Annotated in this window: 13 protein-coding genes; 6 read left to right on the forward strand and 7 right to left on the reverse strand. The window is 61.9% G+C overall.

Translation table 11 applies throughout. From position 1 onward, the window contains the following. Positions 1 to 352 precede the first annotated feature (352 nt). From oxlT to BN2475_RS00345, 3 genes are all read left to right on the forward strand, one after another. Entirely contained in the window at positions 353 to 1,702 is a 1,350-nt protein-coding gene (oxlT, locus tag BN2475_RS00335; protein WP_094777594.1) for an oxalate/formate MFS antiporter, read from the forward strand. Positions 1,703 to 1,732: 30 nt separating this feature from the next. Next, positions 1,733 to 2,716, forward strand: a complete 984-nt coding sequence (locus BN2475_RS00340; RefSeq protein ID WP_094777595.1) for a LysR family transcriptional regulator — start codon at positions 1,733 to 1,735, stop codon at positions 2,714 to 2,716. An 81-nt stretch (positions 2,717 to 2,797) separates the two neighbouring features. After that, positions 2,798 to 4,249, forward strand: a complete 1,452-nt coding sequence (locus tag BN2475_RS00345; protein ID WP_094777596.1) for an aldehyde dehydrogenase family protein — start codon at positions 2,798 to 2,800, stop codon at positions 4,247 to 4,249. Positions 4,250 to 4,366: 117 nt separating this feature from the next. On the opposite strand, the gene BN2475_RS00350 is transcribed toward BN2475_RS00345, so the two are convergent. The 4 genes from BN2475_RS00350 to BN2475_RS00365 form a co-directional block, all read right to left on the reverse strand. Further along, the gene (locus BN2475_RS00350) at positions 4,367 to 5,344 is read right to left on the reverse strand and encodes a 2-dehydropantoate 2-reductase (protein ID WP_094777597.1); all 978 of its coding nucleotides are present in this window, start codon (positions 5,342 to 5,344) and stop codon (positions 4,367 to 4,369) included. 166 nt (positions 5,345 to 5,510) lie between these two features. Beyond that, positions 5,511 to 6,131, reverse strand: a complete 621-nt coding sequence (locus BN2475_RS00355) for a LysE family translocator (RefSeq protein ID WP_094777598.1) — start codon at positions 6,129 to 6,131, stop codon at positions 5,511 to 5,513. Positions 6,132 to 6,244: 113 nt separating this feature from the next. Then, entirely contained in the window at positions 6,245 to 6,787 is a 543-nt protein-coding gene (locus tag BN2475_RS00360; protein ID WP_094777599.1) for a hypothetical protein, read from the reverse strand. Positions 6,788 to 7,022: 235 nt separating this feature from the next. Further along, positions 7,023 to 7,607 carry an IMPACT family protein gene (locus BN2475_RS00365; RefSeq protein ID WP_094777600.1) on the reverse strand — a complete coding sequence of 195 codons (585 nt, stop codon included), beginning with the start codon at positions 7,605 to 7,607 and terminating at the stop codon, positions 7,023 to 7,025. A 368-nt stretch (positions 7,608 to 7,975) separates the two neighbouring features. On the opposite strand from BN2475_RS00365, the gene BN2475_RS00370 reads away from it, so the two are divergent. Beyond that, entirely contained in the window at positions 7,976 to 8,602 is a 627-nt protein-coding gene (locus tag BN2475_RS00370; RefSeq protein WP_094777601.1) for a LysE family translocator, read from the forward strand. 54 nt (positions 8,603 to 8,656) lie between these two features. Here the strand turns inward: BN2475_RS00370 and BN2475_RS00375 are convergent, their stop codons facing one another. Then, on the reverse strand, positions 8,657 to 9,025 hold the full coding sequence (locus BN2475_RS00375) for a hypothetical protein (protein WP_094777602.1): 369 nt from the start codon (positions 9,023 to 9,025) through the stop codon (positions 8,657 to 8,659). Positions 9,026 to 9,357: 332 nt separating this feature from the next. Here BN2475_RS00375 and BN2475_RS00380 point away from each other — a divergent pair, with 332 nt between their 5' ends. Further along, entirely contained in the window at positions 9,358 to 9,999 is a 642-nt protein-coding gene (locus tag BN2475_RS00380; protein ID WP_094777603.1) for a 2-hydroxychromene-2-carboxylate isomerase, read from the forward strand. A 30-nt stretch (positions 10,000 to 10,029) separates the two neighbouring features. On the opposite strand, the gene BN2475_RS00385 is transcribed toward BN2475_RS00380, so the two are convergent. Further along, entirely contained in the window at positions 10,030 to 10,287 is a 258-nt protein-coding gene (locus BN2475_RS00385; RefSeq protein WP_094777604.1) for a DUF2866 domain-containing protein, read from the reverse strand. Between the two features lie 261 nt (positions 10,288 to 10,548). Between BN2475_RS00385 and BN2475_RS00390 the strand changes: the two genes are divergently transcribed. Then, a complete protein-coding gene (locus tag BN2475_RS00390; RefSeq protein ID WP_094777605.1) occupies positions 10,549 to 11,664 on the forward strand; it encodes a GGDEF domain-containing protein in 1,116 nt (371 codons plus the stop codon). Between the two features lie 162 nt (positions 11,665 to 11,826). On the opposite strand, the gene BN2475_RS00395 is transcribed toward BN2475_RS00390, so the two are convergent. Next, the gene (locus tag BN2475_RS00395; protein ID WP_094777606.1) at positions 11,827 to 13,290 is read right to left on the reverse strand and encodes a catalase; all 1,464 of its coding nucleotides are present in this window, start codon (positions 13,288 to 13,290) and stop codon (positions 11,827 to 11,829) included. Between the last annotated feature and the right edge of the window lie 37 nt (positions 13,291 to 13,327).

Genomic DNA, 13,327 nt, shown 5'->3' on the forward strand with positions numbered 1-13,327 from the left:
AATCAGCGTTTCCCTAGCATGAGTCTGTATAAGAAGGCGGAAATTGTCACTGAACTACCAGTACGATACTCGGGGTTAACGCTTGGATTTTCGGGCATGTCGCAGCGGGCGGCCGGTCAGGATTAACGGCAGACGATTAATTGATCGGTAAAAAGGACTTTCGAAAAGCGATGATTTTGACCGACGCTTTTAAGGAAAGCAGATTAAGACAAGCGGTTATTAAATCGCTCCCCGACAGCAAGGCTTTTCGGGTCACGACCATCAGGTGGAGACATACAGCGCGGCCTGTCTGCCGAAGGGACTTCCTTCCGGGCATTGGCCGGCTGCACCAGATACAGTGGAGACAAGGCTCATGGACGATATCAACCAGCAAACCACGCCCCGCCTATTCGTCGGGAACCGTTGGTGTCAGCTCGTCATCGGCATGGTGTGCATGGCGCTGGTGGCCAATCTGCAATACGCGTGGACGTTGTTCGTCGCGCCCATGCACGCCCGTCACGGGTGGAGCGAAGCGTCCATTCAACTTGCCTTCTCGATCTTCATTCTGACCGAGACATGGCTCGTGCCGTTCGAAGGTTTGCTGGTCGACAGGTTTGGACCACGGCCTGTGGTCGCGGCGGGTGCGGTATGCGCGGGCCTCTCGTGGGTCATGAACGCGCATGCATCGACGCTCGGGGTGCTGTACGCCTCCGCTGTGATCGGCGGGATCGGCGCGGGCGGTGTGTATGGCACTTGCGTCGGCAATGCGTTGAAGTGGTTTCCCGATCGACGCGGTCTCGCCGCGGGTCTGACGGCCGCGGGTTTCGGCGCGGGCGCAGCGATCACGGTCATTCCGATCGCCAACATGATTACGCGCTCGGGCTACGAGCACGCGTTTTTCTTCTTCGGCATTCTGCAGGGCGTCAGCATTCTGGTGCTCGCAATGCTGTTGATACGGCCGATTCTGCGCCAGCAAGCCGTGCGCAAGACCCGGTTCGCGGTATCGAAGGTCGATTTCACGTCGCGGCAAATGATCAGGACACCGGTGTTCTGGGTGATCTATCTGTCGTTCGTGGCGGTCGCGGCAGGCGGGTTGATGGCGACCGCGCAAATTGGCCCGATCGCGAAAGACTGGGGCCTCGCACGCATCCCGATGTCGGTGTTCGGCATGACCTTGCCGCTGCTCACCCTGACGCTGTCGATCGACAACATCTTCAACGGCTTGACGCGGCCGCTGTGCGGGTTCATCTCCGACAAGATCGGCCGCGAAAACACCATGTTCGTGATCTTCATCGGCGAGGGCCTGGCACTGCTCGGCATGATGCAGTTCGGCAGCAACCCCTATGCGTTCATGACGTTCGCTGCATTGATTTTCCTCTTCTGGGGCGAGATCTTTTCGATCTTTCCGGCAATCTGCGCCGATACGTTTGGCGCCAAATACGCGACGGCCAATGCGGGGACCTTGTACACGGCGAAGGGCACCGCTGCGCTGTTGGTGCCGATTGCGTCGGTGCTGGCGGCGGCCGGCGGCTGGAATCTCGTCTTTATCGTCTCGGCCGTGATCACGATCGCGGCGGGCATCTCAGCGAAGTTCATCCTCGCGCCGATGCGCTCGCGCTGGATCGAGTCGCACGACGAGCCGCAAGGTGCGCTGGCGGCCGCGGGGAGCAATGGCAAGCACGCGTCGCGACTGAGCCACTGGCCCGAGCAGACTGGGGAATAGCGTGAGCGGTGCGCGCCCGGTGGTCACGTCATGAATGTTTCGTTGCAGCAGCTCAAAGTGTTTGTCGCGGTCGCGCGTGAACGCAGTTTTACACGCGCGGCACGTGAGTTCGATCTGACGCAGTCGGCCGTGAGCCGCTGTGTGCGCGAGCTCGAAGACGCAGTCGAACTGAAACTGTTCGACCGCACCACACGCCAGGTTGAATTGACGAATGCGGGCGCAAGCCTCGCGAGAAGAATCGGCCGGCTGCTGGACGAGATCGAGTCGACGCTTCTCGAAGAGCGCGCGGCTTACGACGGACATACCGGCGTAGTGGTGCTGGCGAGCAATCCGGTGTTGTCGTCGGGTTGGGTCGCGCAGGCGCTCGCACGGTGCGCAGCTGCCTATCCCGAGTTGACCGTGTCCGTCAGGGACCAGACGCAAACTGGCGTGCTCGCGAGTGTCGAGCAAGGCGAGGTGGACTTCGGCGTGGTCTCGACGGCCGACCCGTTCGACAACGATTTGCTGTACGCGCAAGTAATCTGCACGACGCCGCTGCATGTTGTGATACCGCCCGCGCATCCGCTGGCTCGACACGCGAGCGTTGCATGGCGCGCGTTGCACGAGTGGGCGCTCATCACGCTGAATGCGGACACGGGTGTGCGCGTCGCGCTGGAGCTTGCGTTCAGCGCGAATGAATTGAAGCGCCGGCCGCTGCAGGAAGTGGGGCATATCGCGGCGGTGTCGCGCATGGTCGAACTCGGGCTGGGCGTCGGCGTGTTACCGGTCGATGCGCATTGGCCGTCGCCGGGCGCATCGCTCACGAGCCGGCCGCTGGTTCCCGAGGTGAGCGTGGCCACGTTGCTGGTGCAGCGCCGGAACCGTTCGCTGCGGCCCAACGCCGCTGCGGCCTGGACCCAGTTCGCCGCGCCCGCGAGCGCGTTCGCGCAAGTCGCTGGCGGCGCGCCGTCCGCTTCGCAATCAGGCACGCGGCCGGTGGTTGCGCCGAGCCGCACCGTCTTGCACGAGACTTAGATCAGGCGTCGATCGCCGCCACTCATGGCCGATCGATTCGCCGGCAGTCCCACACATAACATCCACTCAAGGAGTTTGATGATGGAAACTGAAACCGACCTCCAGCACCACGATCTGCTGATCGACGGCAAGCGTCTGCCGCCCGGCACCGGCGAGTATTCCGTCGACATCAACCCAGCCACTGAAGAACCCATTGCGCTGGTCGCGCAAGGCAGCGCAGCCGATGTAGATACTGCGGTGCACGCAGCGCGCGCCGCGCTCAAAGTGTGGAACTCGATCAAGGCAGCCGAACGTGGGCGCATCCTCGCGCGCATGGCCGGCCTGATGCGCGCCAACCTCGACGAACTCGCCGCGCTCGAAAGTCTCGACGCCGGCAAGCCGATTGCCGCCGTGATGCGCCAGGACATTCCGGCCGCGATCGATACGCTCGAATATTACGCAGGCTGGTGCGACAAGATCAACGGCCAGGTGGTGCCGACGCGCCCTGACGCATTGACATACACGTTGCGCGAGCCGGTCGGCGTGGTCGCGGCGATCGTGCCGTGGAATTTCCCGCTGATGATCGGCATGTGGAAGATCGCGCCGGCACTCGCGTGCGGTTGCACGCTGATCGTCAAGCCCGCCGAGATCACTCCGCTCACCGCGTTGCGCATCGGCGAGCTCGCGCTCGAAGCGGGCGTACCTCCGGGAGTACTCAATATCGTCACCGGCAAGGGAAAGGTGGTCGGCGATGCGCTGGTGGCGCACCCTGGCGTCGACAAGGTGACGTTCACGGGCTCGCCGTCGGTCGGGCGCGGCATTCTGCAAGGAGCGGCCGGCAACTTCAAGCGCGTCACACTGGAACTCGGCGGCAAGTCGGCGAACCTGATTTTCCCGGATGCGAATCTCGACAACGCGGTGCGCGCCGCCGCATCGGGGATCTTCTTCAATACCGGTCAGGTATGTTCCGCGGGCTCGCGCATTCTCGCGCATCGTGATATCTACGACGAAGTCGTCGAGCGGCTCGCCGCGCGTGCGAAGTCGATCAAGGTCGGCGATCCGTCTGCGCGCGAAACGTCGATGGGGCCGCTGATCTCCTCCGCGCAGATGAAGACCGTGCTCGGCTATGTCGACGCAGGGCGAGCCGAAGGCGCTTCGCTCGTGACCGGCGGTGCGCGAGTGGGCGAGCGCGGCTTCTTCGTCGAGCCGACGGTGTTTGCCAATGTCGAACACGAAATGCGCATTTCGCAGGAGGAGATTTTTGGTCCGGTAGCCAGCGTGATCCGCTTCAACGACGAAGCCGATGCGATCAGGATTGCTAACGGTACGGCGTACAGCCTCGCAGCGGGGGTGTGGAGCGCAGATATCGGGCGGGTGCATCGGGTGGCGCGCGACCTGAAAGCGGGCACGGTATGGATCAATACCTACGGCTATACCGACGTGCGTTTGCCGTGGGGCGGCTCCGGCGATTCAGGCTTTGGCCGTGAGCACGGCGACGTTGCGATCGAGAACTTCACTGAGCCGAAGGCCGTGTGGCTCGCAATCGATCAATAAGGAAGTAAAAGAAAGGATCGAACGCGCGGGGCGTTCGATCCTTCTTTGTCGTTGTTGCCATGAGCATTGCAGTACGGCATTGCAGTGCGTGCGGCAAACAATCCAGATTGGTGCGACTCACTTGCCCTGCAAGGCCATCCGTTCGCGCAGCTTGATCAGTGCCAGCACCACGTCGATCGTCGGCGTCGGTTCGGCGACGAGGCGGCCCATCTCCTGGACTACCGTCAGCAGCGGATCGATTTCCATCGGTCGACGATTCTCCAGATCGACCAGCGTCGACGTCTTGTGCGCGCCAACCGCACCTGCACCGTCGATCCGCCTTTCCACGTCGACACGAAAGTGCACGCCGAATTGCTCTGCAATCCCTTTGGCTTCGAGCATCATCGTGCGCGATACCGCACGCGTGCCCGGATCGCTGGTGAGCACGTCGAGCGTGGCATGCGTCAACGCACTGATCGGATTGAAGCACAGGTTGCCCCACAGCTTGAGCCAGATTTCGTCGCGAATGTTGTCGCGAATCGGCGCATCGAATCCCGCTGCCTGCATGATCTCGTGCAATTGCTGAATGCGCGGCGTGCGTTCGCCGCTCGGTTCGCCGATCGGGAATTTCTTGCCATACACATGCTTGATCACACCGGGTTCGACGATCTCCGCGGCCGGGTAGAGCACGCAGCCGATGGCCCGTTCGGGGCCCAGCTTCGTCCACTGACCGCCGTCCGGATCGACGCTCGCGAGACGCGTGCCGGCGAAGCGGCCGCCATGCTGATAGAAGTACCAATACGGAATGCCATTGACGCCCGTGACGATCGCCGTGTGCTTGCCGAGTAGCGGCTGCATCGCATCGACCACGCCCGGAAGCGAATGCGCCTTCAGCGTGATGATCACGAAATCCTGCACGCCGAGCTCACGCGGGTCCGACGTACAGCGAACCGGCGCGCTGAAGGTCTCGCCGTCCATGATCAGACGCGCGCCATGGTCGCGCATGGCCGCCAGATGCGCGCCGCGCGCGATGAAACTGACGTCCGCGCCGGCGCGTGCCAGTTGCACGCCCATCAAACCGCCAATCGCTCCCGCTCCGAAGATGCAGATCTTCATGATGCCGTTCCCGTGACTGTGAAAAGCCGCTTGCCCGCTGCCGCGTTTCACTGGGTACAGCAGCGGATCACTGTCCGAGCATAAGGGGGTGCAACGAAAAAGTTTCTGTGCCGATGCATCAAGGATTCCTTATGGAAGCGGAGCGCGATGGATCCCGCGGATGCGCTCACCCGCGCCGAACCAACAGGAAACTCACCCCGATCGTCGCCAGAAATCCCCCGCAAACACGATTGAACCAGCGCCGGACCCGCGCACGCATTAGCCATTTCCCGAGATACATCCCCGCCCACGAGTACAGCGCGATCGCTACCCATTCGAGGACGAGGAAGCTCGCACCGAGCACTGCGAACTGGGCCACGATCGGTTTGGCGACGTCGACGAATTGCGGCAGGAACGCCGTGAAGACCAGGATCGCCTTCGGATTGCCCGCGGCCACGAGGAACTCCCGCCGCGCAATTCGTCCGAGCGACGCGTCAGTTTGCTGCGATGTATCGATCGCAGGCGCGTCGCTGCGCCAGAGTTGAATGGCAAGCCAGATCAGATAAGCTGCGCCGGCCAGTTTGATGGCAAGAAAGAACCACTCCGACGCGTGCAGCACGACAGCGAGACCGGTTGCGGCGAGCACCAGCATCAGCGCGAAGGCAACCAGCCGGCCCGTGCCGCCGACGAACGCGCTCATGAAGCCATGACGCGCCGCGACGTTGATCGACAGCAGATTATTGGGCCCGGGCGCGAGATTGATGGCAAAGCAGGCGGGCAAAAAGAACAGCCAGGCGGTAATGGACATAACGGCTCGCACGGTGAACGGAAGGTTGCGACGCATCGCGCGACAGGACGGCACGCGCGACTCGCTCAGTCCGAATTGTAGCGAAACGGGCCGCGCCGACTTCGGTGGCGCATTCAGTTCACCGCCTTGACAAACCCCGGGTCGCCAATCAACGCGTCGACGCTCAGCTTGACCGTGTCTTCAATCGCGATGCGGTTGCTGGTGAACTTCGGTGATTTCTGCTTGACCGTGCTGGTGGTCGAGAACACGACCTTGCGAGTCGCGGCGTCGGTGACCACGTAGTGCATCTTCAACGTCCAGAACGCCGGCGACCGTGCGTCGTCCACCGTGAACGCCTCGATGCTGCCGCTGAGCACCCGCTTGTTGTCGTCGAGGTGAAAGCCGGCGACCCGGAGGTATTTCACCACATCGTTGTGCACCGATTCGTTGATATCCTCTTTGAGGATGATGCCGCTCATCGCCGTATTTTCGATGCGGTTCGACGAAAGCTGTCCGTTGCGAGCGGGCAGGTAGGCGAAGTCACGTGCCGCGGCGACGCTCAGTGATCCGGTTGGATGCGCGGCCGCGTGCGGGGCGCTGCTATTCAGGCCGAACCACGACCAGGAGCACGCCGATAGCATCAATGGCAACGCAATCGTGCCGCAGCCTTTGAGCACGGCAGATCTCAACGGTGCACGGATGGCACCCGCCGCGCGGCCCGGACTCAGGTTCCGTTGCGGCGACTCAGGCGCAGTGCTGGAGAAAGCGGCAGTCGAGTTCAGAGGAGTTGCCTTTTTAATCGAGTCATCCCGGTAGAGAACAGCATGGTAACAGTGAGTCGGACACCTACGTTTTCCTGATCGAGCGATGCGCCGGATTCCGGTGCCGTTTGGGGCAGTTCCGCTGATCCGGTCAGAAGAAGCCCGCTTTTCCCTGAGTCATATCCACCAGTGCTCGCTGGGCATCATCCACCGCATTGACGGGCAAGCGGATCGTCATCTTCACCAGCATGCCGTAGGCGCTTTGCGCGAGCGCATAGCCTTCGGCGTCGATCCATCGGCGCACTTTGGCCTCATCGGCGTAACTCACCTCGACGATCAGCGACACCTGAGCGATCCTCTCGACTCGCGGTGCGTCTTGCAATGCCGACGCGATCGCATCCGTGTACGCGCGCACCAAACCGCCGGCGCCGAGCTTCACGCCGCCGTAATAGCGCACCACGGCAGCCAGCACGCCGTCCAGATCGTGATGCCGCAACACTTCGAGAATCGGTCGCCCCGCCGTGCCGGATGGTTCGCCGTCGTCGGACATACCGGACTGGCCGCCGGCCAGCAGCGCCCAGCACACATGGGTGGCGGCAGGATGCTCATCGCGCAGACGCCGCAATTCTGTCATCGCGGCGTCGCGATCCGCGACCGGTATCGCGTAGGCAATGAATCGGCTCTTGCGGATCTCGAGTTCCGCGCTCAGCGTCGCGGGCAGGGTATAGGTGGGCAAGGCAAAGACTTCAGTGGATAAAAGGTGCGGGCCGCACACGGCTCTGTGCTCGCCATGGTAACGGATCACGGGCGTCGCGCCATTTTCGGGATCGACGCTGTGGTTTGCCGGGGCACGACATCGGTGAATTGCGCGCCAATCGAAGCTCACGCATTCGTCTACAATTGCCTGCTGAACGCGTACCGGTTCGCGCATTTCAGCGCAGCGCGTTGATGGTGTTGCATGGGACCGGAGTAAGCGCTGAAGCGCCAACTCCGGTCGACCGCTGAGGGCCTGGAGTAAGTGCTGAAGCGCCAACTCCAGTCAAACCTCAGCATGGGACCAGAGTAAGCGCTGAAGCGCTAACTCCAGTCAACAAAGGAGACGACATGCTTGACCTATCCACGTTGGGGACTTTCGTTGCCGTCGTGCTCGGGCTCTTCCTGATTCCGGGTCCGGCCGTGCTGCTGGTTTTGACGCGCACCGTGCACGGCGGACGCAAGGCCGGTATTCTCACTGGCCTCGGAATCGCGGTCGGCGATTTCATCCACACGCTGGGCGCATCGGTCGGCCTTTCCGCATTGCTGATGACTTCCGCACTTGCGTTCAATGCGGTCAAGTATGTCGGCGCTGCGTACCTCGTTTATCTGGGCATCCGTGCGTTGCGCGAAAAACAGGCAAGCGCGCATCTGCCGGCAGTCGCGCCGATTTCGGCTTCGAAGGCGTTCTTTCAGGCCATTCCCGCCGAAGTATTGAATCCTAAGACCGCGCTGTTTTTCCTCGCGTTTCTGCCGCAGTTCGTGCACCCCGAACACGGTTCGACGTTTCTGCAGTTCACCACACTCGGGCTGATCTTCGTCGGCATGAGCGCGCTCTACACGACGCTGATCGTGTTGACCATTCGTCCGCTCGGCAAGCTCGTCAAGCGTCTGACGTGGCTGACTCGCTGGCAGAACAAGATTATCGGCGTGCTGTTCATTTCGCTCGGTCTGCGTGTGGCCGCGCAAACGCGCTGATCGATCCACGCGGTAGCTCTCGTTTCGTCACATTGCGAAAGCGCGGCCGCGTTGCTAGAGATTGCGGCGCTGCCTTCTCAGACGGCCTTCGCGTGCGTATTCCAGCTGGCTCTGCGTGCGAACCGCGAGCCTTTCCTGTTCGGCGCGGCTTGTGTGCCGCGTATCGTCGATTTCGCCGACCCGCAGGACCTCCTGCGCGATCCGTATGCGTAGCGTCATCAACGGTTCGCCGCGCTCGACGAGGCTGCGGTCCGCGGCGCGAGCCTGTTGAACGCCACTGTCGATCAGGTTGCGCAATTCCAGTAACGTGAGCCGCTGCCGCTGGATCTCTAGAATCAACCGTTGCACGGCGGGTTCGTCGCGCGTGCGCCACCAGGCGCGCAGCTCGGCAAGCGACGGAGGTTCGAAGGCGGGAAGACGCATTGCTCAGACGTAAAAATACTGTATATATGTACAGTATATCCCGTCCTTTTACGAAATCGCGTAAGTGGCGTCGGCAGATTTTCATCGAGTCGCGTGAGCAGACGTCAGCGCGTCCAGCACAACGTGAGCAAAATGGATGACGAGACGGCGATGATGAAAAGGCAGACAGCAGGGAGCATGTTGTGCGGGTAGTTCATGGTGTCACAATCAAATATGGCGATTCGAGTGCTTCATCATAGGTGGAACCGGTTCACATGACTGTCAAGCATTGCCAGACACAGTGCATCGGCGGCAAGCGAAAGGTTCACGCATGACCCTGGAGGCAATCATTCATGAACGACGACGCACCTTCCGCAGCTAACACGCGTACACCGGAAATCGAGTTCTGGTTTGATTTCGGCAGCAACTACAGCTACCTCAGCGTGATGCGCATCGAAGCGCTGGCGGCGGCGCGAGGCGTGCGGATTCGCTGGCGGCCATTTCTGCTGGGACCGGTATTTCGCCAACTCGGTTTCGACAACTCGCCTTTCGTGTTGCAGAAGGAGAAGGGCGCGTATGTGTGGAAGGACATGGAGCGCCAATGCCGCAAGTACGGCATTGCGCTGACGCGTCCCACTACGTTCCCACGCGCGGCGCTGCTCGCGATGCGCGTGGCGCTGCTGGGCGCGCAGCGGGAATGGATGGGTGCTTACTGCCGCAAGATCATGCAACTGAACTTCGCCGATGACCGCGACATCGGCTCAGCAGACGTGGTGAGCGAGGCGCTCGACGCACTCGGTTTGCCGGCGCAGCGCATCATCGCCGATGCGCAAAGCGACGCCAACAAACTGCACTTGCGCGAACAGACCGCGACGGCCGCGGCCAAAGGCATATTCGGTGCGCCGACTTTTTTTGTCGCCGATGAAATGTTCTGGGGCAACGACCGGCTGGATGATGCGTTGGAGTATTGCGATTCGATCGCGACGCGCGGCTAGCGTGCTGAATCAGCCGGGCGCGATAGGTATTCATTCGTCGCTGTGCTGGCAGAAGCGGCGGCCTGGAACGTGGGAGACGACGGCCTGCGCGATTTCGAGCGGCGTGCTCTCGGCGGGCACGACGCGGCGGCTCGATTCGGGTGTGTGCTTCATGGTCCATTCGACGAGCCGGTATGAACGTCCCCAAGGTGGCTGCAGCGGGTCCGAGACCTTGCAGGAGTGGATCTGCCGAACCCATTCGTGGCCGGGCATGGCGCGCAGATGCTCGAATACCGTTTTTTCAACCATGGTCTGACTCCTTCTTCGCGGGCGTGTTGTTCGTTTTTCGGCGCGTGGTCGACACCCTTGAGAAAAAAATGCCGCCAGATAGTCTGGCGGCCTAACAGGGGATGGTGTGCGCATGGTTGCAGGGAAGAATTAAGCCAAACTTAAGAGAGCGAAATGTGCGTGCGCCACGAGCCGACACTCAAGAGGTCGCCGCATCGGCCGTTATTAAAGTGGTTGGGGCTGCCAACCCCGCTTCGCCCTCGGGCTCGCATTGCTGATAACGTGACGAACCTCGCCCAAACGCCGCTCTCCGAGCGCCTTCGCTCGCTAGTCGACACCGTGCAACACAACGAGCGCACGTTGCGCCGCATTCAGAACGTCGAGTTGCGTCTGATCGGCGCGCAGGATTTCGCCTCGTTTCTCGACATCTTGTGCAGCCATCTGCCACGCGAATTCTCGCTGGCGAGTGTGACGCTCTGGCTCGATGATCGCGCGCCGATGCTGCTCGAACTACTCGAGCCGGGCGCATTGCGCGAGCTGGATCATGCCGGCCTGAAGACTTCGCGCGACGGCGGACTTGCGGCGCAAGGTCTGTGCGAAAGAGGCCGGCCATGGCTGGGCAGGCCCCACGAACTGCGCGACAGCATGCGTCGCGCGTTCTTCGGCGACGCGCCTATACCGGCGAGCGCGATCCTGCTGCCGCTTGCAGTGGGCGATAACGTCAGCGGCTATCTCTGTCTCGGCAGCGACGACCCCGCGCGTTTTGGCGATGGCATGGCGACAGACATTCTGGAGCGCTTTGCAAGCATCGTGACGGCGAGTCTCGAGAACGTCGCGCATCGCGAGCGGCTCAAGCAACTCGGCATGACCGATGCGCTGACCGGCCTCGCCAATCGCCGCTATTTCGACGAGCGGCTGCGCGAGGAGCTGATGCGCGCGGTTCGTTACGGCGTGCCGCTGGCGTGTCTGTTCATCGATATCGACGGCTTCAAACGTATCAACGATAGCTACGGCCATCAGGCCGGCGACCGCGCATTGGCGGCGGTGGCGGCCTGCGTGCGGCAGCAGCTGCGGCTGGGCGATGTGGTTGCGCGCTATGGCGGCGAGGAGTTTGCCGCACTGCTGCAAGGCGATCTGGCCGATGCGCTGACGGTCGCCGAGCGCGTGCGGCTGGCGGTCGAACAGTTGGCGTTGGAGGACGATCACGGCGAGCGCATCGCGTTGACGGTATCGATCGGCGTCGCGGCGCGCGTGGTCGGCGGGACACCCGCCGAGGCGGCGTCGCTCGGTCGTGCGATGATCGACGAAGCCGATCGTGCGATGTATCGGGCCAAACACAACGGCCGCAATCGCATCGAGACGCTGCTGAATCCGTGCAGCGCTCACGCGGCCCGCTAATTTTTGCGGCCCGCCAATTAACCGCTAGCGCATCGCAGGGGAATTCGCCGGTTCGCGCCGGTGCAGTTGCGAACGAGCAATCACACTTAGCGTCAGATTCGCACTGCCGGTTGCACCCCCGCCCGGCAGCGCGCACGACCCGCAGCTTAAGGGCTTGAGGGCCTAAGGCAGCGCCGTTTCCGAAACCGGCGGCGTCTTGTCGAGTTCCTTCTTCACGCCTTCGGCGTAGCTCGGATCGATCTTCTCGAACAGCGCCAGTTGCCGCTCGACGATCTCTTTCGACACCCCCGCCATCGCTTCGGCGATATTGCAGAAGAGACGCCCACGCTGCGCCGCGTCGAACAGCTTGTAGAGCGCGCGTGGATGGCTGTAGTAGTCGTCGTCCTCGCGGTGGTCGTAGCGCTGGATCGTGCCTTCCACCTTGAGCGGCGGTTCGTTCACCAACGGGTCCTGCGGGAATGCCCCGAACCGGTTTGGCTCATAGTTAGGTGTACTGCCGAGATTGCCGTCGGTGCGCATGCCGCCGTCGCGATGATAGGTATTCAGGTTTGCCGTGCGCGGCGCGTTCACCGGAATCTGATGATGGTTGATGCCGAGCCGGTAGCGGTGGGTGTCGCCATACGAGAAGAGCCGCCCCTGCAACAGACGATCCGGCGAGAAGCCGATGCCCGGCACGATATTGGCCGGCGTGAACGCTGCCTGCTCGACGTCGGCGAAATAGTTTTCCGGATTCTTGTTCAGCTCGAGCACGCCGACGTCGATCAGCGGATAGTCTTTGTGCGACCACACCTTCGTGATATCGAACGGATTTTCCTTGCGTGCATTCGCTTCGGCTTCCGGCATGATCTGAACGCAGAACCGCCACTGCGGGAAGTTTTTCTTTTCGATCTGCTCGAACAGATCGCGTTGCGCGCTTTCGCGATCACGGCCGATCAGCTCGGTGGCCTCGGCGTTCGTGTAGTTTTCAATGCCCTGTTTCGACTTGAAGTGGAACTTCACGTAGAAGCGCTCGTTCTGCGCGTTGATCAGCGAAAACGTGTGCGAGCCGTAGCCGTTCATCTGCCGGTAGTTCTTCGGAATACCGCGGTCGCTCATCAGAATCGTCACCTGGTGCAGCGATTCCGGATTGCGCGACCAGAAGTCCCACACCATGTTGGCATCGCGCAGGTTGTTCTTCGGATTGCGCTTTTGGGTGTGAATGAAATCGGGGAACTTGAGTGGATCGCGGATGAAAAACACCGGCGTGTTATTGCCGACCAGGTCCCAGTTGCCTTCTTCGGTATAGAACTTGATCGAGAAGCCGCGTACGTCGCGCTCCGCGTCGGCCGCGCCGCGCTCGCCCGCGACCGTCGAGAAGCGCAGGAACAACGGCGTGACCTTGCCGACTTCGAAAACCTTGGCTTTGCTGTAGCGGGTGATGTCGTGCGTGATGGTGAGCGTGCCGAATGCGCCGGAGCCTTTGGCGTGCACGCGCCGCTCGGGAATCACTTCGCGGTCGAAGTGCGCGAGTTTTTCGATCAGCCAGAAGTCCTGCAGCGTGATCGGGCCGCGCGGGCCGACGGTTTCGGAGTTCTGGTTGTCGCCGACCGGCGCACCGGCCGCGGTCGTCAATGTGCGATTCGTCATGGCGTTTCCTTGGCTTGCTTGCGGGTGGATGCATCGA

The organism is Paraburkholderia ribeironis (assembly GCF_900019265.1).
Lineage (GTDB): Bacteria > Pseudomonadota > Gammaproteobacteria > Burkholderiales > Burkholderiaceae > Paraburkholderia > Paraburkholderia ribeironis.

What these genes read in the sequence shown, in the direction of transcription:
- BN2475_RS00385 (WP_094777604.1), bottom strand. Translation starts at nt 10,287, where the DNA reads ATGGTTGAAAAAACGGTATTCGAGCATCTGCGCGCCATGCCCGGCCAC.
- BN2475_RS00375 (WP_094777602.1), bottom strand. Translation starts at nt 9,025, where the DNA reads ATGCGTCTTCCCGCCTTCGAACCTCCGTCGCTTGCCGAGCTGCGCGCC.
- BN2475_RS00340 (WP_094777595.1), top strand. Translation starts at nt 1,733, where the DNA reads ATGAATGTTTCGTTGCAGCAGCTCAAAGTGTTTGTCGCGGTCGCGCGT.
- BN2475_RS00350 (WP_094777597.1), bottom strand. Translation starts at nt 5,344, where the DNA reads ATGAAGATCTGCATCTTCGGAGCGGGAGCGATTGGCGGTTTGATGGGC.
- oxlT (WP_094777594.1), top strand. Translation starts at nt 353, where the DNA reads ATGGACGATATCAACCAGCAAACCACGCCCCGCCTATTCGTCGGGAAC.
- BN2475_RS00395 (WP_094777606.1), bottom strand. Translation starts at nt 13,290, where the DNA reads ATGACGAATCGCACATTGACGACCGCGGCCGGTGCGCCGGTCGGCGAC.
- BN2475_RS00380 (WP_094777603.1), top strand. Translation starts at nt 9,358, where the DNA reads ATGAACGACGACGCACCTTCCGCAGCTAACACGCGTACACCGGAAATC.
- BN2475_RS00355 (WP_094777598.1), bottom strand. Translation starts at nt 6,131, where the DNA reads ATGTCCATTACCGCCTGGCTGTTCTTTTTGCCCGCCTGCTTTGCCATC.
- BN2475_RS00370 (WP_094777601.1), top strand. Translation starts at nt 7,976, where the DNA reads ATGCTTGACCTATCCACGTTGGGGACTTTCGTTGCCGTCGTGCTCGGG.
- BN2475_RS00345 (WP_094777596.1), top strand. Translation starts at nt 2,798, where the DNA reads ATGGAAACTGAAACCGACCTCCAGCACCACGATCTGCTGATCGACGGC.